Genomic DNA, 20,412 nt, shown 5'->3' with positions numbered 1-20,412 from the left:
AGTGTTGTGCAAATCGCTGTTGCAGAGAAACTTTACATCAGGAGGGACCATCGTGCGTCGACCACTCATCATAGCAGCAACCATTCTCGCGGTCGCCGCGGGCGCCTCCGCACGAGCCGACGATCTCAAGGTCGCGCTGATCTACGGCAAGACCGGTCCGCTCGAGGCCTATGCCAAGCAGACCGAGGCCGGCCTGAAATTGGGTTTTGAATACGCCACCAAGGGCACGATGACGCTCGACGGTCGCAAGATCGTCATCATCACCAAGGACGACCAGGGCAAGCCGGACCTTGCGAAGGCCGCGCTCGCCGAAGCCTATCAGGACGACAAAGCCGACATCGCGATCGGCACGACCTCGTCAGCCGCCGCGCTGGCCATCCTCCCGGTCGCCGAGGAGAACAAGAAGATCCTGATCGTCGAGCCCGCCGTCGCGGACCAGATTACCGGCGAGAAATGGAATCGCTACATCTTCCGCACCGCGCGCAATTCCTCGCAGGACGCGATCTCCAACGCGGTCGCGATCGGCAAGCAGGGCGTGACCGTCGCGACGCTGGCGCAGGACTATGCGTTCGGACGCGACGGCGTCGCCGCCTTCAAGGAGGCGCTGGCCAAGACCGGCGCGACGCTAGCTGCGGAAGAATATGCCCCGACCTCGACCACCGACTTCACCGCGGTCGGCCAACGCCTGTTCGACGCGCTGAAGGACAAGCCGGGCCGCAAGGTGATCTGGGTGATCTGGGCCGGCGCCGGCAATCCGCTCGCCAAGCTCCAGGACATGGACCCGAAGCGCTACGGCATCGAGCTCTCCACCGGAGGCAACATCCTGCCGGCGCTCGCGGCCTATAAGGGCTTGCCCGGCATGGAAGGCGCGACCTATTATTTCTACGAGATCCCGAAGAACCCGGTGAACGACTGGCTGGTGGCCGAGCACCAGAAGCGCTTCAACGCGCCGCCGGACTTCTTCACCGCGGGCGGCTTTGCCGCCGCAATGTCCGTCGTCGCCGCCGTCACCAAGGCGAAGTCGACCGACAGCGAGAAGCTGATCACGGCCATGGAAGGCCTGGAATTCGACACGCCGAAGGGCAAGATGGTGTTCCGGAAGGAAGATCATCAGGCGCTGCAGAGCATGTATGCCTTCAAGGTCAAGGTCGATCCGAACGTCGCCTGGGCGATCCTCGAGCCGGTGCGCGAGCTGAAGATCGAGGACATGGACGTTCCGATCAAGAACAAGCGGTAGAGATGTCGGCGTCGTCGGTGCGGCCCTCTTGCTTCACCTCTCCCGCGTGCGGGAGAGGCCGGGAGAGGGCTCTCTCCTTTTGGGGGGTCTCGCAAGTGGAGACAGCCCTCTCCCCAACCCTCCCCCGCATCCGCCTTCGCCAAGGCTTCGGCGGACAAGAGCGGGGGAGGGAGCGCAACGTGACTCGCGGATATATCCCGTTTCACCATTTGTAGATTCTCAATGACGCTCACCCTCGAAACCCGTGACCTCACCATCCGCTTCGGCGGCCATGTCGCGGTCAACAACGTCTCCTGCACATTCCGTCCGGGGGAGCTTACAGCGATCGTCGGGCCGAACGGCGCCGGCAAGACCACCTATTTCAACCTGATCTCGGGTCAGTTGCGCGCCTCCAGCGGCAGCATCCTGTTCGGCGGCACCGACATCACCCAGCACTCCGCGCCGCTGCGGACCCGTGCGGGTCTCGGGCGCGCCTTCCAGCTCACCAACCTGTTTCCGAACCTCACCGTGGAAGAGAACGTGCGCCTCGCGGTGCAGGCGGCGAACGGCACCCATTACGACATGCTGCGGCCCTGGATGGTGCGCCGTGACCTGATCGCGCGCGCCGACGCCATCCTCGATCAGGTCGCGCTCGGCAGCCGCCGCGGCGTCGCCGCGACCGCACTGTCGCATGGCGACCAGCGCAAGCTCGAGGTCGCGCTGATGATCGCGCTGGAGCCGAAGGTCTTCATGTTCGACGAGCCGACCGCCGGCATGAGCATCGACGAGGTGCCCGTCGTGCTCAACCTGATCGCGCAGCTGAAGCAGGACAAAAGCAAAATCATCCTGCTGGTCGAGCACAAGATGGACGTGGTGCGTTCGCTCGCCGACCGCATCATCGTGCTGCATAACGGCCAGCTCGTCGCCGACGGGCCGCCGGCCGAAGTGATCGCCTCGCCGATCGTGCAGGAAGCCTATCTCGGCGTCGCACCGAAGAGCGCAGCATGACAGACCTGCTCACACTCTCCGGCGTGCACACCCACATAGGCCGCTATCACATCCTCCAGGGCATCGATCTCGCCGTCCCGCAAGGGCAGGTCACGATGCTGCTCGGCCGCAACGGCGCCGGCAAGACCACGACGCTGCGTACCATCATGGGGTTGTGGCAGGCCTCCAGCGGCGAGATCAGCCTCGCAGGCCAGCGCATCGAGAGCCGCGCCACGCCGGACATCGCACGGCTCGGCGTCGGCTACGTGCCGGAGAGCATGGCGGTGTTCTCCGACCTCACGGTGAAGGAGAATTTGATCCTCGCCGCGCGGGACGCTGCGTTGGACGACAAGCAGCTGGAATGGATCTTCGGCTTCTTCCCGGCGCTGCGCCGGTTCTGGCTGTCGCGCGCGGGAAGTCTCTCGGGCGGGCAAAAACAGATGCTGTCGATCGCGCGCGCCATCATCGAGCCGCGCAAGCTCTTGCTGATCGACGAGCCGACCAAGGGCCTCGCGCCCGCCATCGTGATGGCGCTGATCGAGTGCCTGAGGGAGATCAAGCGCAAGGGCGCCACCATCCTGCTGGTCGAGCAGAATTTCTTCGCCGCCCGCGAGCTCGGCGACAACGTGCTGGTGATGGACAACGGCACCATCGTCCATCGCGGCGAGATGGCGGCGCTCGCCGCCGACGTGCCGTTGCAGGAGCGGCTGCTCGGCTTGAGCCTGGAGGCGCATCAGTGACTGACCTTGCCGCAACCGATCCGCTGCCGAAGCCGAAGCGCGACATCGCGCCGATCCTGCTGCCGATCGCGCTCGCGCTCCTGATGATCCCGCTGATCGGCTCGACCAGCTCCTGGCTGACGCTGACCGCGGCGAGCCTCGCCATGGGCATGATGATCTTCATCATGGCCTCGGGCCTGACGCTGGTGTTCGGCCTGATGGACGTGCTCAATTTCGGCCATGGCGCCTTCATCGCCGTCGGCGCCTATGTCGCGACCCTGGTGCTGGCACCGTTCGCGGCCTCGATCCAGGCGGATTCGCTGTGGATGAACCTCGCGGTGCTCGCCCCGGCCGCGCTGCTGTCGATGGCAGTATCCGGCGCACTCGGCCTCGTCGTCGAGCGCGTGCTGATCCTCCCCGTCTACGGCCAGCACCTGAAGCAGATCCTGATGACCACGGGCGGCCTGATCGTCGCCGAGCAGACGCTCTATGCGCTGTGGGGGCCGCAGATCATCCCGATGCCGCTGCCGGCCTCGCTGCGCGGCTCCTTCATCCTCGGCGAGGTCGCAATTGCAAAGTACCGCGTGCTGGCGATGCTGATCGGCCTTGCCATCTTCATCGCGATCCAGCTCGTGCTCAATCGCAGCAAGCTCGGCCTCTTGATCCGCGCCGGCGTCGAGAACCGCGAGATGGTGGAGGCGCTGGGCTATCGCATCCGCCGCCTGTTCCTCGGCGTGTTCATGACGGGATCGGCGCTGGCCGGCCTCGGCGGCGTGATGTGGGCGCTCTATCGCGAGCAGGTCCACGCCTCCATGAGCGACGAGCTCACCGTGCTGATCTTCGTCGTCGTCATCATCGGCGGGCTTGGCTCGATCGGCGGCTGCTTCATCGGCGCGATCCTCGTGGCCATGGTCGCCAATTACGGCGGCTTCCTGGTGCCGAAACTCGCCCTCGTCTCCAACATCCTGCTGATGGTCGCCATTCTGATGTGGCGGCCGCGCGGCCTCTATGCGGTGACCAGCCGATGATGATCCTCTCGGGCGATCCGCCCCGCAGCCGTGTCCTCACGCTCGTTCTCGTTCTCATCATCCTGGCGCTGGCGGCGACGCCGTTCCTGTTCCCGGGCGCCAAGGCGCTGAACGTCGCGGCCAAGATCTGCGTCTTCGCCGCGCTGGTCGCCTCCTACGACCTGCTGCTCGGCTATACCGGCTCGGTGTCGTTCGCCCACACCATGTTCTACGGCATCGGTAGCTACGCGATCGCGATCGCGCTGTACGGGATGGGCCCGAACTGGGCCGCCGTCGCGACCGGCATCGTCGTCGGACTGCCGCTTGCAGCCCTGCTCGCGCTCGCCATCGGGCTGTTCTCGCTGCGCGTCGCTGCGATCTTCTTCGCCATGATCACGCTCGCGGTCGCCTCCGCCTTCCAAGTGCTGGCTTCGCAGCTGTCCTGGCTGACCGGCGGTGAGGACGGGCGCAGCTTCCAGCTGCCGGAGCTGCTGCGTCCCGGCACCGTGCTGATCTCGAAGAACCTGTTCGGCTTCGAGATCAACGGCCGCATCCTGACCTTCTACCTGGTGTTCGCCGTCTCGGCCCTGATGATCCTCGCCCTGCTCCGCGTCGTGAACTCGCCGTTCGGGCGCGTGCTGCAGGCGATCCGCGAGAACCGTTTTCGCGCCGAGGCGCTCGGCTTCCGAACGGTGTTCCACCTGACCTACGCCAATTGCCTGGCCGCGCTGGTCGCGGCCGGCGCCGGCATCCTGAATGCGCTGTGGCTGCGCTATGCCGGTCCCGATACCTCGCTCAGCTTTTCGATCATGCTGGACATCCTGCTGATGGTGGTGATCGGCGGCATGGGCACGATCTACGGTGCGATCATCGGCGCCAGCATTTTCATTCTCGCGCAGAACTATTTGCAGTCGCTGATGGGCGTCGCCTCCCAGGCGGCCTCGGAAGCCGGCCTGCCGCTGCTGCCGGGGCTGCTGCACCCCGACCGCTGGCTGCTGTGGCTCGGGCTGCTGTTCATCGCCAGCGTCTACTTCTTTCCGACCGGCGTAGTCGGACGGCTGCGCAACCCCGCCGGCGACAAGAGTGGCGGCGGCTCGCATTAAGCCGCCGTTAATGATGCAGCGCGGAGATTGCCGCGCACACCGCACAACCACGACGCGATTCCCGCTGCGCTGCATACGGACGCGACTGCGCAACTGGATTAATGCTTAGGTAACTGGCTTTCCTAAGGTTTAGGCCATTTGTGCGGTGTATTCGTGTTCCTCCAGGGAGGGGGAATGCGCCAGGTCTTTTCCACGGTGGCAGCCGCAATGTCTCTAGCCGCAAGGAACGGCTGGGAGGTCTTGGCGCGGCGTGGTCCGGTCCTGTGGCTGACCTTGTGCGGCGTGTTGCTGGTCTCGGGCATCTTCGCCGTGACGGCCGTCGCCGTCGGCGAGTTTCGCGAGCGTACCCTGGCCAATCGCGAGCGCGAGCTGGAAAACACCGTGCAGCTGATCGCGCGGCACTTCGACCAGCAATTCGAGGATTCCGACATCGTCGCCGCCGATCTGATCGGGCAGATGAACCTGATGGAGATCACCTCGCCGGCGATGTTCCGTGAGCGCATGTCGGGGACTGCGGCGCACCAGATGCTGCGCAGCAAGATCAGCCCCGTGTCCTATCTCGGCGACATCGCGATCTACGATGCCGACGGCGAGCTCATCAACTGGTCGCGAGCCCAGCCGCTGCCCAAGATCAACGTCTCGTCCCGGGCCTACTTTCAGACCTTCAAGACGAATCCGCAGGCCGAGCCGGTGCTGCTGGAATCCGTGCGCAGCTTCATCATCAACAAATGGACCACGATCGTCGCTCGCCGGTTGAACGGCCCCGACGGCGCGTTCCTCGGTGCGATGGTCCGCCGGATCGATCCTGACAGCTACCAGCATTATTTCGCATCTGTCGCACTTGCCGAGGGAACGGCGATCTCGCTGTTCGACCGCGAAGGCAAGTTGCTCGCACGCTATCCGCATCGCGAGGAGCTGATCGGACGGAACTTCAAGGACGCGCCGCTGATGCAGAAGGTGCTGGCCCAAGGCGGCCAGCAGACGCTCCGTGGCAAGAGCCCCGTCGACGGCGAGGAGCGGCTCGGCTCGGCGGCATCGCTAACGCACTTCCCGCTGGTCATCCTCGCCACCAACACGACGGCCGCGGCCCTGGCGGACTGGCGGCAGCAAACCAGTTTCATGGTCACGACCGCCGCGCTTTCGGCAGCCGTCATCGCGCTCATCCTCTATCTGATCATTCGCCTGATCAACCGGCAGAACCGGGAAGCGCAGGAGCGACTGGAAGCCGAGCGGCTGCGGCTCGACACCGCCCTCAACAACATGACCCAGGGGCTGATCCTCTACGACGCCGCCGGATATATCGTCACCTGCAACCGCCGCTATGCCGAGATGTTCGGCCTCTCCCACGACGTCATCAAGCCGGGCTGTCACATCCGCGAGGCGATGAACCATCGCAAGGAGCGCGGCGCGTTCGACGGCGATGTCGAGGCGTTCTGCGCTGATGTCATGAGGGTCGTTGCCGAAGGCACGGTCTCCACGCGCACGCATCAGCTCGCCAACGGCCGCGCCTTCCAGGTCATCAACACCCCGCTCGCGCAGGGGGGTTGGGTCGCCACGATCGAGGACGTCACCGAGCGCCGCAACCTCGAGCAGGAGCGCGACCGCAACTACACGTTCCTGCGCGAGATCATCGACCATATCCCCTCCCGCATCACCGTGAAGGACGCCCAGACGCGGCGCTACCTCCTGGCCAACCAGGTCGCCGAGGAGCAGCTCGACGAGACCCATGAGACGATCGTCGGCAGGACGGCGTTCGACCTTTATCCTGCGGAAGACGCCGAGATCATCACCCGGGATGACGACAAGCTGCTGCAATCGCCGAACGGCCTGTTCCTGGATGAACACATCTGGAATACCCCGGCCATCGGGCGGCGCTACATCACCTCCCGCAGGATCGGCATCCGCGACAAGTCCGGCGAGCCACGCTACATCATCAACGTCGTCGAGGACGTCACCGAGAGGCGGCGCGCCGACGAGAAGATCGCGCACATGGCACATTATGATGCGCTGACCGACCTGCCGAACCGCGCGCTGTTCCGCGAGCAGATCGAACGCGAGCTGGCGAAGGCCGCCGACGGCGGACAGTTCGCGCTGCTCTACATCGACATCGACGAATTCAAGGGCATCAACGATTCGCTCGGCCATCACGTCGGCGACGAGCTGTTGAAGGCGATTGCCGGACGACTCCGCGGCTGCCTCAAGCAGGGCGACCTGATCGCACGGCTGGGCGGCGACGAGTTCGCCGTGATCCAGGCCGCAATCCAGTCCCCTGCCGATGTGCTGTCCTTCGTGACCCGCATCTATCAGGCGATCCGGCAGCCCTATCATTGTCTCGGCCATCAGCTCTCCACCGACGCGAGCATCGGAATCGCCCTGGCGCCGCAGGACGGCACCGATCTCGACCAGCTCGTCAAGAACGCCGATCTCGCGATGTACGGCGCCAAGGCACAGGGGCGTCGCACCCACCGCTTCTTCGAGCCGGCGATGGACGCGAGCGCCAAGGCGCGCCTGAGCATGGAGCAGGATCTGCGGCAGGCCCTAGTGAACGGCGGCTTCGAGATTCACTATCAGCCGCTGGTCGACCTGCGCTCGGGCGAGGTCTCGGGCTGCGAGGCGCTGCTGCGCTGGCGGCATCCCGAGCGCGGCATGGTGTCGCCGGCGGAGTTCATTCCGGTCGCCGAGGACACCGGCCTGATCAACGAGCTCGGCGACTGGGTGCTGCGCATGGCCTGCAACGAGGCCGCGACCTGGCCGTCGCATGTGCGCGTCGCGGTCAACGTGTCACCCGTGCAGCTCAAATGCGACACGCTGGCGCTGCGGATCGCGGGCGCCCTCGCCGCCTCCGGGCTCGACCCGCGCCGGCTCGAGCTCGAGATCACCGAGGCCGTGCTGATCCGCGACGACGAGGCCGCGCTCTCGATCCTGCATCAGCTCCGCTCGATCGGCGTGCGCATCGCGCTAGACGATTTCGGCACCGGCTACTCCTCGCTCAGCTATCTCAAGCGCTTCCCGTTCGACAAGATCAAGATCGACCGCTGCTTCGTCGCCGACATCGCCGAGGCGAGCGGCGCACCCGTGATCGTGCAGGCGGTGGTGAACATCGCGGCCGCCAGCAACATGACCACGGTCGCCGAAGGGGTGGAGACCGAGGCCCAGCGCGACCTGCTGCGCGCGCTCGGCTGCACCCAGATGCAGGGCTATCTGTTCAGCCCGCCGAAGCCGGCCAGCGAGGTCCGGAAATTGTTCGGCCCGGGCGGCGGCGGGTCCGGAGTCCTGCCGGTGGCGGCGGTGGCCTGATGACGAAGCCAGGGAAACCGTCGAGCAGGCCGTCAAGCAAGTCGCCGGGAAAGACTTCACGCAAGACGGGGGTCAAGACCGTCGACGTCGCGGATTCCTATGCCGTGCGGCTGATGCAGCATCTGGTGGTGCCGACCTTCGTGATCGACCCGAAGCGCCGCGTCGTGATCTGGAACAGGGCCTGCGAGCGGTTGACCGGCCTCGCCGCCTCGGAGGTGATCGGGACCAGCAAGCATTGGCAGGCCTTTTACGAGACCAAGCGTCCCTGCCTTGCCGACCTGGTCGCGCTCGACCGGCCGGAGCAGCTGCCGGAGTTCTATTCGGAATATGCGGCGCGCGGCCATAACGGGCTCGGCTTTTCCGCGGAGAACTGGTGCACGATGCCGAAGCTCGGCAGCCAGCTCTATCTCGCCATCGACGCCGGCCCCATCCACGACGAGGCCGGCCATCTGATCGCCGTGGTGGAGACGCTGCGCGATCTCACCGACCAGAAGCGCGCCGAGATGGCGCTGAAGGAGCTCGCCGCCAAGGACGGCCTCACCGGCCTGTCGAACCGCCGCTCGTTCGACCAGATGCTGATGAGCGAATGGGCCCGCGCCCACCGCACCCAGAAGCCGCTGGCGCTGCTGTTCGTCGACGTCGATCATTTCAAGCTGTTCAACGACCATCACGGCCACCAGACCGGCGACGAATGCCTGCGCGCGGTCGCCTCCGTCGTCAGCCGGCATGCCGTGCGTCCGCTCGATCTCGCCAGCCGCTATGGCGGCGAGGAGTTCGCGCTGATCCTCCCCGATATGGATTGCGACAGCGCCTGCGTCATCGCCGAGGAGATCCGCGGCGCCGTCATGGCCTTGGCGATCGCCCACGGCGCCACGGGCGCCGGCGACCACGTCACCCTCAGCGTCGGCGTCGCCAGCCACATTCCCGGCGGGGCCGATGGCGGTCCGGATCGGCTGCTGGGCGCGGCCGACGAGGCGCTCTACGTCGCCAAGCGGCTCGGCCGCAACCGCGTCATCTGCGCCGAGAGGGTGTTGGCCGAATTCGCCGCCCTGGGCCGGCGGGCCGAGGGGGTTCCGGCGCCTTTCCAGCGCAAATCAGCTCGCGCGCGATAGGCGGGAAGCGGTTGCTCCCCCCTCGCCAATCGGCTAAATGAACCTCGACTGCACCCGTAGCTCAGCTGGATAGAGCGTTGCCCTCCGAAGGCAAAGGTCACACGTTCGAATCGTGTCGGGTGCGCCAGTCGTTTGACCGGTCGTGCACCCCTCCCCCTCACGTCAGCATCGAGATGATCGTCTGGACCTGGTCCGAGGCAACCGTCACCAGTCCGTCATATGACGTGTGGCCATGCGCGGCCGCGTTCAGGATACATTCGGCGACGGCCGCTTTCAGGCCGAACACCGATTGATGGGCCGGCACGCTCGCCATCACCGTTTCGAGGGCGTGACGCATCGTCTGAATGAGCTCGGAGCTGTATTGCATGGGCTGTCCTCCGCGGCTCATATTAGGTCGCATGCCCGTGGCTGCCACTCACAAGCCTGAGACTGCTGTTTGAACGGTTCGAGATCGAAAGTCTCAATTCAATCGCCAGATCGCCGCATTGAGCACGCCGGCAAACGCGACCCAGCCTGCGTAGGGCAGGAACAACGCGGCTGCCAGTCGGTCGCGTGACATCTCCAGAGCGACATAGGTCACGATCGCGATGAACAGGCCGACGAGGATGACGAGCGCGGCGCCGATCTGGTGCATCGTGAACATGACCGGCGACCAGGCGAAATTGAGCGCCATTTGCGCGGCCCAGGCCAGCATCGCCTTGCCGGATGGTTCACGGCGAAAGGTTCGCCAACCCGCCACCGCGATCATGATGTAGAGAATGGTCCAGGCCACCGGGAACGCCCAGTTCGGCGGCACGAAATCCGGCTTGGCGAGGCCGGCATACCACGCGCCCGGGAGGTTGGTCGCGCCGATCAGCCAGCCGATGCCGACCACGCCCACCACGAAGACCAATAGCTGAAACATCCGTCACCTCGCGCTTCTCTTTGCGCAATTGTATCATTGTCTCATGCGCGAATCCGACACGACGAGCGGCGAGGCCCGGCCTGTCCGCAAGATCATCCATATCGACATGGATGCCTTCTATGCGTCCGTGGAGCAGCGCGACAATCCGGAGCTGCGCGGCAAGCCGGTGGCGGTCGGGGGCTCCGCGGAGCGCGGCGTGGTCGCGGCCGCGAGCTATGAGGCCCGCAAATTCGGCGTCCGCTCCGCGATGCCGTCGGTGACGGCAAAGCGGCAATGCCCCGATCTGATCTTCGTCAGACCGCGCTTCGAGATCTATAAGACGATCTCCAGGCAGATCCGCGAGATCTTTGCCGAGCACACGCCCCTCATTGAGCCGTTGTCGCTGGACGAAGCGTATCTCGACGTCACCGAAAACCTGCAAGGCATCGAGCTGGCGCGGGACATCGCGCTGCGGATCCGCGAGAAGATCAGGGCCGAGACCGGCCTCAATGCGTCGGCGGGCATCTCTTACAACAAGTTTCTGGCGAAGCTTGCCTCGGATCATCGCAAGCCGAACGGTCAGTTCGTGATTTCGCCGGAAACGGGGCCCGCCTTCGTCGAGACGCTGCCGGTCGGCAAGTTCCACGGCATCGGACCGGCGACCGCTGCGAAGATGAACGCACTCGGCCTGTTCACCGGTCTCGACATCCGCAACCAGACGCTGGAGTTCATGAATGCGAATTTCGGCAAGTCGGGTGCCTATTACTATTGGATCTCGCGCGGCGTCGACGAGCGGCCGGTCCGGGCCAACCGGATTCGCAAGTCGATCGGCGCGGAGAACACGTTCTCGACTGATCTCACCGAGTATGGCGCGCTGGCCGCCGAGCTCGAGCCGCTCGTCGACAAGGTGTGGCGCCATTGCGAGACCACCGGCAACCGCGGCCGCACCGTCACGCTGAAGATCAAGTTCGCCGACTTCGAGATCATCACGCGCAGCAGGTCCGTGCCTGCGGCGGTTGCGAACCGTGAGGAACTGAAGCGGCTGGCCTGCGGCCTGCTCGAAGCCGAGATGCCGCTGCCAAAGCGCGTCAGGCTGCTCGGAGTGTCATTGTCCGCGCTCCAGGCCGGCGGCGAGCCGGAGCCGCAGCTGACGTTGGGCATCTGAGTGAGGCGCGACGATCATGCCGCGTGACGAGCGACCGACGGTGGCGGGATTTTTCAGACCCGCCACCGATGACAACCGATTCGCTCGGCCGTTCAATGCCTGACGTGCTCGAACACCACGATCACGCCGGTCGGCTCGGGCTCGTGCGCCATCAGGCGCGTCAGGTCGGAATCGCCCCAATCGGCGAGGCTGACGACTTCGCCGCTCTGGCGATCGGCACCGGGCGACGCCGTGGGTTCGAGGACCTTGAGGCCCATTTCATCGACGAAGAAAGTGTGCTCGCCGAACATGCTGTTGAGCTGCGGCATGGCGGGATGTTCGTCGGGCAGCACCTGAGCGCCGAGTTGGTTGACGGTCTGCTTCACCTGTTCGGATGTGAGCTTCATGAGCTGCTCCGTTTCTGTGTCCGGTTTCATTGGCCAGGGCGGGAGCGCGCGTTCCCTGCACCCTTGTCCGCCTGGCTCTGGTCCGAACAGGAGCTGCGCGCAAATGTTCCGGCGAAATGTATTTTGTGATCGCGCGTTGCATCCGCCGCGCTCGCGGCACGAGATCGCCACAGAATGCGCACGATCCGTCCCGTGGAGGCGCGCTAATCGACAGCTTCGACGATCCGGATATCGCGATCTGCGCCATCTCCGAGCAGGTCGTGCGCGGCCTTGTAGGCCGGGCTCTCATACGCCGCCTTGGCGCTCGCGACGCTGTCGAACTCGATGAGAACGACGCGCTCCATCTGGCCGAGCTCGAAGACGGCCGCCGGCATCCCGCGCGCGATCACGCGGCCACCCGCCGCTTCGATGGCCTGGCGCGACACGCTGGCATAGGCCGCCATCGCATCGGGGTTCTTGATCGCACGATAGGTTGCAACCCAATAGGCTTTTGCCATTGTTCTTCTCCAGGTCGTTATAAGGGTTATTCGCTGCGGTTCTCACCGACCGAGAGCGCGCAGATGCGCGACAGATGGGTGTAGGATAGGCCGGTCTCCTCGGCCCAGGCGTTGAACTGCGCCTGCACCTTGGCGAGATCGCCCTTCGACTTGACCTCCTCGGCAATGTCGAGGCCTGCATCGCGCAGGCAGGCGACGACATCCTTCGACGTCACAAAACCGTCCCAACCGACGAAGCGCAGCAGCATCTGCCCGGTGTTGCCTCCCAGCCGGCTGCCGCGCTTGGCGAGGAGATCGAGCAGGCCGATCTCGTCGGACGAAGGCCATTTCGCCAGAAACTTGCCGAAGCTGCCATGCTCCTTCGCGATCGCCTGCACGAAGGCGGCGTTGTCGCGCACCGACATGATCTTGGCGCCGTTGCGCACGATGCGGGCGTCGCGCAACAGGCCCTCCCAATAGTCTTCCGGTTGGAAGGCGAGCTTGGCCGGCTGAAAATGCAGGAAGGCCTCTTCAAAGCCGTCCCATTTCGTCTCGATCACGCTCCAGGCAAAGCCGGCGCAAAATACCCGCTTGGTCATTTCGGCGAGGACGCGGTCGTCGCCGAGCTTGGCCAGGCGCTTGAGGTCCGGCTTTGCCGGCATCAGCTTGTCCAGGGCCTTGGGCCCGCCCTTGCGCTTCTCGGCGCGGGCGCGAATGGTCTTGAAGGAGGTCATGCGGAGATCCGCGTTGAGGGTCCGTCACGACATCAGAATTCGCTCCGCAGGTCCAGTTCCTCCGTGAGAAAAAGCCTGATGCCGTTGCGCCAAGTGCCGTTGATCGAGCGCTCGGCAGACGACGTCGCCCGTGACCAGACACGCCCGCGAATGGCGGTTGATTTCATCTCTTAGTTGTTATTGGATGCCTCCGCAAGTGAAGCAGCCTCAGTCACCGCCTCGCTGGCCCGTGGTTTATCTGCGCAATCCCGGTAGCACCCTCCGCTCGCATCGTTTTCAGACTGAGCAGAACGACGAGCGGCGGCGCGACCCAATAATGTGAACCATTGCTGCAATGTCCTTTGTCTCCGTGGCGTTCCTCTGTCTGGTTCCCGCGACCTTCCTGCTCTATCACGCCACCTCCAGACTCGCGCTCCAGAACGTCATCATCCTCGTGGCAAGCTACGTCTTTTACGGCTGGTGGGACTGGCGTTTTCTGCCTTTGCTGGTCGGGATTTCCGTCGTCAATTATGCCGCGGCGATTCTGATCGCCGCGAGCCCTCACGAGCACACAAGAAAGCTTCTGGTCTTTTCCGCCGTCGCCGTGGCGATCGTCGTGCTCGCGATATTCAAGTACTTCAGCTTCTTCGTCGATTCGTTCGTGACGATTGCACAACACGCGGGTCTCAAACCGAACCTGCCGACGTTGCGCATCATCCTGCCGCTGGGCATTTCCTTCATCACCTTCCAGGGCATCGCCTATGTCGTGGACGTCTATCGCGGCAAACATGTCGCGGAGAGAGACCTCGTCAAGTTTCTCGCCTTCAAGGCGTTCTTCCCGCAACTCGTGGCGGGTCCGATCGAAAGAGCCAGCAATCTTCTCGATCAATTTTCGAAGCCGCGACAATTTACGGCCGATCATGCCGACCGCGCGCTCTGGCTCCTGATCTACGGCTACGCCATGAAGGTCGTGGTCGCCGACAGCCTGGCGATGATCGTCGACACGCTCTTCATTCCGGAACAGCCCTTCGGCTGGTCGGTCGTGCTCGCCACGATCGCCTTCGGTATCCAGATCTACGCCGATTTCAACGGATACAGCCTGATCGCAAAGGGCGTCGCGCTGCTGTTCGGCTTCGAGCTAACCTGGAACTTCCGTTACCCCTACTGGTCGGTCTCGATCAGCGAATTCTGGCGGCGCTGGCACATCAGCCTCAGCACATGGCTACGGGACTATTTGTACATCCCCCTCGGCGGAAACCGTCGTGGCGAGGCCATCACGAACCGGAACCTGATGCTGACCATGGCCTTGGGAGGCCTCTGGCACGGCGCGTCGTGGACGTTCGTTCTCTGGGGACTGCTCCATGGCACCGTGCTTGCGCTCTGGCGAAAAGTGCCCGGCGGAGATGAGTCGCTTTCGCCGATTGCGCGCGGCGCCGGCTGGGCCGTCACCATGCTGGTCGTCTTCGTCGGCTGGTTTCTCTTTCGAGCGGCAAACTGGAATTTGCTGGTCGGCATGCTCAGTGCGCTCAAGAACTGGGAATGGGCTCCGGTGCACAGTGCCGTCACGCTCGCGGTTCTATCGCTGGCGACCCCGTTGATGCTGCTGGAATGGCAGTTGCAGGCGCACGGGGACTATTTCCTGATTCGCCGCCCTGCATGGATGAAGTATCCGCTGTTTGCGGCCCTGGCGGCTGTGACGATCGCGGCGTCCGGGCACGTCAACGCAACCTTCATCTATTTTCAGTTCTAGGCCATGCTGAAACGCGCGATCCAGCAGATCATGAATTCGCCGCTGATCAAGGCGCTTCGGCTTGTTACAAGCAGATTCGTTCCCGTCGCAGTCTTGACGGCTCTGATCCTCGGGATCGCAAGTTTCATCCATTGGCGGAGCAAGCATCAATGGTCTCGCGGAATCGAGACTTACATCGTCCTCGAGCAGATCAGGCGTTCGGAGCGGCTGCCTGCATCCGATCTCGCCTTTCTCGGCGACAGCTCTTGCCTGTTCGGGATTCACGTCCCGACCTTGTTGCACGCGTTTCCGGGATCCAGCGTCGAGGCGTTCTGCACCATTGGCTATGTTGGCCCGGATGGCTACGGCGCCATGCTCGACAAGATGGTCGCCCGCGGTCGCCAGCCCAAGAAGCTCATTCTGGTGTTCAATCCGATCCAGTTCGAGCGCGATCCAAGATGGAATGAGTGGCCGGCCTTCATCAGGAACGACCGTTTCGAACTTCCTTCCGGCCTGACCTTTCCGGCCGGCGGTCTCGAATATATCCGACTGCTGATGGAGCGCGCCGTGTACACCCCGCTGCCGGGCGCTTATGCGATTTATTACGGCGGCAAGGACCAGTTCATTTCGACCATATGGAGCGAGCACGGTGGCGCGGTCGAGCCCAACCGAATGCTCGATATTCCTTCGCTGGAAGCTTTCAAGGCCACGCTGCCCGGCCACGTTCTTCTCAAGCCGCTCCCCGCCTCGAAACCGTTCGTGATCAACGCGGAATTCGAGAAGGCGCTCGACGCCCTGTCCGTGACGCTGTCCAAGCTCGACCGGTCGAAGGTCTATCTCGTCATCTCGCCGGTCAATTCCGTCAATGCTCAGGGCGGCCCGCAGAGCTTCCACACCGAGGCGGGCCAAAGGATTGCGGCTCGGCTTGGCCTCGATCAATCGCAATTCCTGGATACCCCGGCCGTGATGCTGGACATCCTGTATGCGCACTATCCCTCGCATTTGCATCGATGGGCGCGGATGATCTACACTGAGCAACTGGCGAAGACTTTGGCCGATCGGGGAATCCTCGAGAAACATCGGGCGAGCGATTGATCGGCTGGCTGGCACCGCCAATTTGCAAGCAATTCGATTTCTCTGACCAATGGATTTTCGATGCGTTGCCTGGTCGTTGCCGACCTGCACTATTCGCTGCCTCAGCTCGACTGGCTCGTCAGCGCGGCTCCGCAATTCGACCTCGTGATCTTCGCCGGCGATGCGCTCGACATCGGCTCGATGGTGGATTTCCGGGCCCAGATCGTGGTGGTGAAGAAGTATCTTGCGCTGCTTGCGGCGAAGACCCGCGTGATCCTCTGCTCGGGCAATCACGATCTCGACGAGCGCAATGCGGAGGGCGAGAAGATCTCGCGCTGGATTTCGGAGGTGCGCGACATCGGCATTGCCTGCGACGGCGACAGCCTCGCCATCGGCGACACCCTGTTCACGGTGTGCCCGTGGTGGGACGGACCGCTGGTCAAGCAGCGCCTCATCGCCCAGCTCGGCGACGCCGCTTCCGGCCGGCTGCGACGCTGGATCTGGGCCCATCACGCGCCGCCGGCGGATTCGCCGACGAGCTGGGGCGGCAAGCGCTTCTTCGGCGACGTCGAGCTGGTGCAATGGATCAAGCAGTACCAGCCGTCGATCGTGATCTCGGGCCACGTGCACCAGTCGCCCTTCATCAAGGATGGCTCGTGGTTCGACCGGCTGGGCGAGAGCTGGATCTTCAACGCCGGCCTGCAACCCGGCCGTCCTCCAACCTACATCGTGCTCGACCTCGACGCCGACAAGGCGTTCTGGCTTGCAGCCGGCGAGGCGCAATGGATCGACCTTGATGCGCCGCTGCAGCGGCCCGCCGCGCCCATCGTTGCGCCGCCGGACTGGCTCACATTCTTGGATCGGATTGCCGATCCGAGCCGGGCGAAACCTCGAGCGGCGGCAGGTTGATCATGCTCTGGAGCACTTCGCCGACCATGGCCAGGTGTGTGCCGTGCCCGGCATATTGCCGCTTGAGATCGGCGAGATAGGTGTTGGCGACGTTGAGCCGCTGCGCCAGCATCTTTGCGATGAGCAACGCGATGCCCGGCTGCTGCTTGAGGAACGAGGCGGCATCTTCGAACTCGTAGATGACGGAGTCGGTGCAGGCCCGTACCGTCGCGGTATGCGGCTGCCCCAGCAGTACGGACATCTCACCCAGCACCGCGCCGGGCTCGGTGACGGTGGCGACCACCATCTCGCCCTTGAGTACCTCGAGCTTGCCCTGCATCAGCACGTAGAGATGGCCGGTGGTGCCGCCCTCGGTGACGACGACCGCTCCGGCCTCGACATGCCGTTCGGTCCCGCCACTGCAATAATCTAGAACCGCGCGCATCCTGCGAAAGCTCCCGCCGCTGGGATACCTGCGGACACTAGAGCACGATCCATGCCAGGCGGCAAATCAGCGCGCAGAGCTAACGCGACAAGCGCTTTGCGAGGTGGACCGACTGCCAATCGCCGAGCCCGGTGTCGTTGAAACCCGCCTTCTTCGCAAGGCCGCGCATCTCGGCATTGGCGCGCGCCGTCTCGGCGGCGATCATCTCGTGCCCGAGATCGATCGCACGCGTTTCCATCGCCGTCAGCATCTGAAGGCCGAGCCCCTTGCGCTGGAAGGCATCGGCGACCGAGATGGCAAATTCGCCATGCCGGACCGTGGCATCGTAGGCGTACAACGCCTCGCCGATGATCGTGCCCCGGCCCTCCGCCCTCAGCTCGGCGAGCAAGGTGAAATTGTCGAGGCCGCCGCTCCTGGCGATGCATTCGGCCGCGACCACGCCGGGGTCCGCCCGCGCGCCGCTGAAGCGCTTGTTGCGCGATGTCGCGGAAAGGCCGGTGAAATAGACCGACAGATTCTCCACGTCGGATGCGCCGGCGGTCCTGATGCAGACCATGCCCGCGGCGTCGGCCAGTTCGACCGGCTCGACGACGGCTGGCGGAAACAGCTGTGACATGCGTGATGCTTTCGGCGGGTTGCTGGGACTTGCAGACCTAGCCGAGGCCGCGCACCGTCCGCTTGGACGGAGCTGCCAATCATGCGGCTGAAAACGAACACCATGTTCTCATGTGCCGCGCATCACACACGGAACAGCGGAGGCTGCTTCCCGCGTGATGACCGCAAGGCTTCACGCCGCCTCTCGCCTCCCAACACGCCGCTCGGGCCGCAGCGCCGTCATCGACTGCTCCTCGGCATCCTGCGGTTCGCCCCAGAACTCCCGTACGGTGGGTCCCCATGTCAGCCGGCGTGCGCGCAAGAACTCAAGGATCTCGTGCGGCCAGACCCTGCGCCCCATCTGCGTGTACCAGCGCATGGCATGGCGCAGCCCTGCATCACGCTGAAACAGCACCCGCCAGATCGCTTTCGGACGACACTGCAAGACCATCTCCGTGAGCTTGAACCATGCCAGCACGCGCCAGGGCGCCATGTAGCGCGTGGCGAGCACCTGATGCTTGTAATCCCAACGGCGCCGGTCGGGCTGGATCACGCGGCGGTCGGCCGCGAGCCCGAAATAGGGCGTCCAGCGATGCGGCGTGACGTAGAGCAACTGGACTTGGTCGGGATCGTAGGCGAGCAGCTGTCGCAATCCGCGCCAGTGATCGCGATCGGTCTCCTCCTCGAACCCGACAACCCAGGTCGCCATCGACAGGATGCCGTGCTGCCGCAGCAGGCGAATCGCTTCGCGGTCGGTTGCGGTCGTGGCGCCCTTGCGGATCAGCTCCAGCGTCTTCTCGTCGGTATTCTCCAGCCCAAGCAGAAAGCGCTGCCAGCCGGCTTTCTTGTAGAGATGCAGGATGTCCGCATCTCGCACGATATCGTCGGCGCGCGTCGAGCCGACCAGGATGAGATCGACGTTCTCGGCGATCAAGGCTTCGAGAAAGCTGCGCCACACCTTCTTCGAGACGGTCGGATTTTCATCGGCGAAGTTGATGACCTCAACGCCGTGCTCGCGGTGCAGGCGCGCCAGCTCCTTGGCGAAGCGGATGGGATCGCGATGGCGCCAGCGCGTCCAGAAGCCGCGCTGGCCGCAATAATTGCACAAATGCGGGCAGCCGCGCGAGAATTGGACGACCACGGCGCGCAGGCCGCCCCAATAGCTGTAGCGCGCGTGATCGATCAATTCCCAACCGATGCGGTAAGCGTCGAGGTCGGCGATGACGGGCGCCGGCGGCGTTGCATGCGGCCCGGCGGGATCGCGGAATGCGATGCCGGCGATGCCGCCGAGATCGTGGCCGTCTTCCAGCGCGCGCATCAGGCGCCGCGCCGTCTCCTCGCCCTCACCGCGCACGATCGCGTTGACATAGGGTTCATTGTGCAGGATCTCGCGCCAATGATAGGTCGGAAACACGCCGCCATAGACGATCACCACACCTGGCATCGCTTTCACCAGGGCGGCGGCGATCTCCGCGATCACGGGATGGCCGGAGGTCGAGCCTGAATGCCCGAACAGCACGGCCTCGGGTGCGAAGCGGTTTGCTTCGGCCAGGATATGTTCGGTGGACATCGGACCGAACTCGGCATCGAGCAGCCGCACGGTGTGTCCGTCGTCGATCATTGGACCGCCAATCGCGAGCAGGCCGAGCGGCGGCAGGTGATCGTCCGGAATCCGGCTCCCGATCGAGGGATGAGGCACGTTGACGAGAAGAACACGCATGGACTTTCGCTCCCGCTTTGGTTGGCGTGATCGTCCGTCCCGCTTCCTGTGAAGAAGCCCAATCCCCCGACTGAACTTTTGAAGATATCAAGCGCGATTGCGGCGGAGACCCTTGCTCGGCTCCGCCTCTGCGCTACACCCGCGACAGCGACGGCACCTCCTCGGGCATGATCGCCTGGAGGCCGCCGAAGCGGCGCTCGCGGCCGTGGAAGGAGGCCAGCGCCGCGGCGAGATCGCTCGCGTCGAACTCGGGCCACATCCGCTCGGTGAAGTGCAGCTCGGCATAGGCACCTTCCCAGAGCAGGAAGTCCGACAGCCGCTTCTCGCCCGAGGTGCGGATGATGAGATCGACGTCGCGCAGGCCCGCTTCGCCGGTGACGAGCTGCGAGAAGGCTTCGCGGGTGATGCTGGTCAACGCGGCAGCCTTCGCCGCAGCATTGAGAATGGCGTCGCGCGCGGAGTAATCGACCGCGATGCGCAGGTGCAGCGTGCCGCCGCCCGCAGTCGCGTCTTCGGCGCGCTTGATCGCGGTGGCGATGCCATCAGGCAGGCGATCGCGACGACCGATCACGGTGAGACGCACGCCGTTCTTGACGAGGCTCTGCACCTCATTGGCGAGATAGAAGCGCAGCAGGGTCATCAGTGCGGCGACCTCGGCCTTCGGCCTGCGCCAATTGTCGGTGGAGAAGGCGTAGAGCGTCAGCGTGCCGATGCCTTGCTTGGGCGCGGCCTCGACGATGCGGCGGATGGCTTCGACGCCGGCCTCGTGGCCGCGCACGCGCGACAGGCCGCGGCGCGTCGCCCATCGTCCATTGCCGTCCATGATGATGCCGACATGAAGCTTCTCGCTAGGGGACGTGTCACTTTGCATTGCAAAGTCTCCGGTCAAAAAAGGGGA

Annotated in this window: 20 protein-coding genes and 1 tRNA gene; 12 read left to right on the top strand and 9 right to left on the bottom strand. The window is 64.4% G+C overall.

Going from position 1 to position 20,412, the window contains the following annotated elements; all coding sequences use genetic code 11:
• The first annotated feature begins 52 nt into the window (after positions 1-52).
• The 8 genes from SE92_RS24680 to SE92_RS24645 all read left to right on the top strand — a co-directional run bounded on the left by SE92_RS24680 (position 53) and on the right by SE92_RS24645 (position 9,568).
• Positions 53-1,237, top strand: a complete 1,185-nt coding sequence (locus SE92_RS24680) for a substrate-binding domain-containing protein (RefSeq protein WP_063199148.1) — start codon at positions 53-55, stop codon at positions 1,235-1,237.
• A gap of 222 nt (positions 1,238-1,459) precedes the next feature.
• Positions 1,460-2,224, top strand: coding sequence for an ABC transporter ATP-binding protein (locus tag SE92_RS24675; protein ID WP_063199146.1), 765 nt, complete (start codon positions 1,460-1,462; stop codon positions 2,222-2,224).
• The gene (locus tag SE92_RS24670; RefSeq protein ID WP_063199143.1) at positions 2,221-2,943 is read left to right on the top strand and encodes an ABC transporter ATP-binding protein; all 723 of its coding nucleotides are present in this window, start codon (positions 2,221-2,223) and stop codon (positions 2,941-2,943) included. Before SE92_RS24675 ends, SE92_RS24670 begins: the two co-directional genes overlap by 4 nt.
• Positions 2,940-3,950 carry a branched-chain amino acid ABC transporter permease gene (locus SE92_RS24665; protein ID WP_063199140.1) on the top strand — a complete coding sequence of 337 codons (1,011 nt, stop codon included), beginning with the start codon at positions 2,940-2,942 and terminating at the stop codon, positions 3,948-3,950. The genes SE92_RS24670 and SE92_RS24665 overlap by 4 nt, the downstream gene beginning before the upstream one ends.
• Positions 3,947-5,032, top strand: a complete 1,086-nt coding sequence (locus tag SE92_RS24660) for a branched-chain amino acid ABC transporter permease (RefSeq protein ID WP_198172777.1) — start codon at positions 3,947-3,949, stop codon at positions 5,030-5,032. Before SE92_RS24665 ends, SE92_RS24660 begins: the two co-directional genes overlap by 4 nt.
• 174 nt (positions 5,033-5,206) lie before the next feature.
• Complete coding sequence (locus SE92_RS24655; RefSeq protein WP_063199135.1) at positions 5,207-8,329, top strand: bifunctional diguanylate cyclase/phosphodiesterase; 3,123 nt, start codon at positions 5,207-5,209, stop codon at positions 8,327-8,329.
• The gene (locus SE92_RS24650) at positions 8,329-9,441 is read left to right on the top strand and encodes a sensor domain-containing diguanylate cyclase (protein ID WP_063199132.1); all 1,113 of its coding nucleotides are present in this window, start codon (positions 8,329-8,331) and stop codon (positions 9,439-9,441) included. Before SE92_RS24655 ends, SE92_RS24650 begins: the two co-directional genes overlap by 1 nt.
• Before the next feature lie 50 nt (positions 9,442-9,491).
• Positions 9,492-9,568, top strand: a tRNA-Arg gene (locus SE92_RS24645).
• Positions 9,569-9,598: 30 nt separating this feature from the next.
• Here SE92_RS24645 and SE92_RS24640 read toward each other — a convergent pair.
• Both SE92_RS24640 and SE92_RS24635 read right to left on the bottom strand, forming a co-directional pair.
• Positions 9,599-9,808, bottom strand: coding sequence for a hypothetical protein (locus SE92_RS24640; RefSeq protein ID WP_063199130.1), 210 nt, complete (start codon positions 9,806-9,808; stop codon positions 9,599-9,601).
• Between the two features lie 93 nt (positions 9,809-9,901).
• Positions 9,902-10,345 (bottom strand): TspO/MBR family protein, encoded by a 444-nt coding sequence (locus tag SE92_RS24635; protein WP_084251883.1) that lies wholly within the window; start codon positions 10,343-10,345, stop codon positions 9,902-9,904.
• A gap of 43 nt (positions 10,346-10,388) precedes the next feature.
• Here SE92_RS24635 and dinB point away from each other — a divergent pair, with 43 nt between their 5' ends.
• Positions 10,389-11,489 (top strand): DNA polymerase IV, encoded by a 1,101-nt coding sequence (dinB, locus tag SE92_RS24630; RefSeq protein WP_063199127.1) that lies wholly within the window; start codon positions 10,389-10,391, stop codon positions 11,487-11,489.
• Between the two features lie 92 nt (positions 11,490-11,581).
• Here the strand turns inward: dinB and SE92_RS24625 are convergent, their stop codons facing one another.
• From SE92_RS24625 to SE92_RS24615, 3 genes are all read right to left on the bottom strand, one after another.
• Positions 11,582-11,875 (bottom strand): hypothetical protein, encoded by a 294-nt coding sequence (locus tag SE92_RS24625; RefSeq protein WP_063199124.1) that lies wholly within the window; start codon positions 11,873-11,875, stop codon positions 11,582-11,584.
• A 203-nt stretch (positions 11,876-12,078) separates the two neighbouring features.
• A complete protein-coding gene (locus SE92_RS24620) occupies positions 12,079-12,372 on the bottom strand; it encodes a DUF1330 domain-containing protein (RefSeq protein ID WP_063199121.1) in 294 nt (97 codons plus the stop codon).
• Positions 12,373-12,398: 26 nt separating this feature from the next.
• On the bottom strand, positions 12,399-13,085 hold the full coding sequence (locus SE92_RS24615; protein WP_063199119.1) for a DNA-3-methyladenine glycosylase I: 687 nt from the start codon (positions 13,083-13,085) through the stop codon (positions 12,399-12,401).
• A gap of 433 nt (positions 13,086-13,518) precedes the next feature.
• Between SE92_RS24615 and SE92_RS24610 the strand changes: the two genes are divergently transcribed.
• Genes SE92_RS24610 through SE92_RS24600 form a run of 3 tightly spaced genes read left to right on the top strand, consistent with a single transcriptional unit; the run spans position 13,519 to position 16,776 of the window.
• Complete coding sequence (locus SE92_RS24610; protein ID WP_198172775.1) at positions 13,519-14,814, top strand: MBOAT family O-acyltransferase; 1,296 nt, start codon at positions 13,519-13,521, stop codon at positions 14,812-14,814.
• A gap of 3 nt (positions 14,815-14,817) precedes the next feature.
• Complete coding sequence (locus SE92_RS24605; protein WP_063199114.1) at positions 14,818-15,888, top strand: hypothetical protein; 1,071 nt, start codon at positions 14,818-14,820, stop codon at positions 15,886-15,888.
• A gap of 60 nt (positions 15,889-15,948) precedes the next feature.
• Entirely contained in the window at positions 15,949-16,776 is an 828-nt protein-coding gene (locus SE92_RS24600) for a metallophosphoesterase family protein (protein WP_063199112.1), read from the top strand.
• On the opposite strand, the gene SE92_RS24595 is transcribed toward SE92_RS24600, so the two are convergent.
• The 4 genes from SE92_RS24595 to SE92_RS24580 form a co-directional block, all read right to left on the bottom strand.
• Positions 16,715-17,200: a Crp/Fnr family transcriptional regulator gene (locus SE92_RS24595; protein WP_063199109.1), complete on the bottom strand. Its 486-nt coding sequence runs from the start codon at positions 17,198-17,200 to the stop codon at positions 16,715-16,717. The two genes, SE92_RS24600 and SE92_RS24595, sit on opposite strands and share 62 nt — an antisense overlap.
• A 79-nt stretch (positions 17,201-17,279) precedes the next feature.
• Positions 17,280-17,816, bottom strand: coding sequence for a GNAT family N-acetyltransferase (locus SE92_RS24590; protein WP_063199106.1), 537 nt, complete (start codon positions 17,814-17,816; stop codon positions 17,280-17,282).
• Between the two features lie 171 nt (positions 17,817-17,987).
• A complete protein-coding gene (gene bchE / locus SE92_RS24585; protein ID WP_063199103.1) occupies positions 17,988-19,514 on the bottom strand; it encodes a magnesium-protoporphyrin IX monomethyl ester anaerobic oxidative cyclase in 1,527 nt (508 codons plus the stop codon).
• 133 nt (positions 19,515-19,647) lie between these two features.
• Positions 19,648-20,385 (bottom strand): di-trans,poly-cis-decaprenylcistransferase, encoded by a 738-nt coding sequence (locus tag SE92_RS24580; RefSeq protein WP_063199100.1) that lies wholly within the window; start codon positions 20,383-20,385, stop codon positions 19,648-19,650.
• Positions 20,386-20,412 lie beyond the last annotated feature (27 nt).

This window comes from Bradyrhizobium sp. AT1, assembly GCF_001590795.1.
Lineage (GTDB): Bacteria > Pseudomonadota > Alphaproteobacteria > Rhizobiales > Xanthobacteraceae > Bradyrhizobium.
This window is presented reverse-complemented; position numbering and strand designations above follow the sequence as displayed.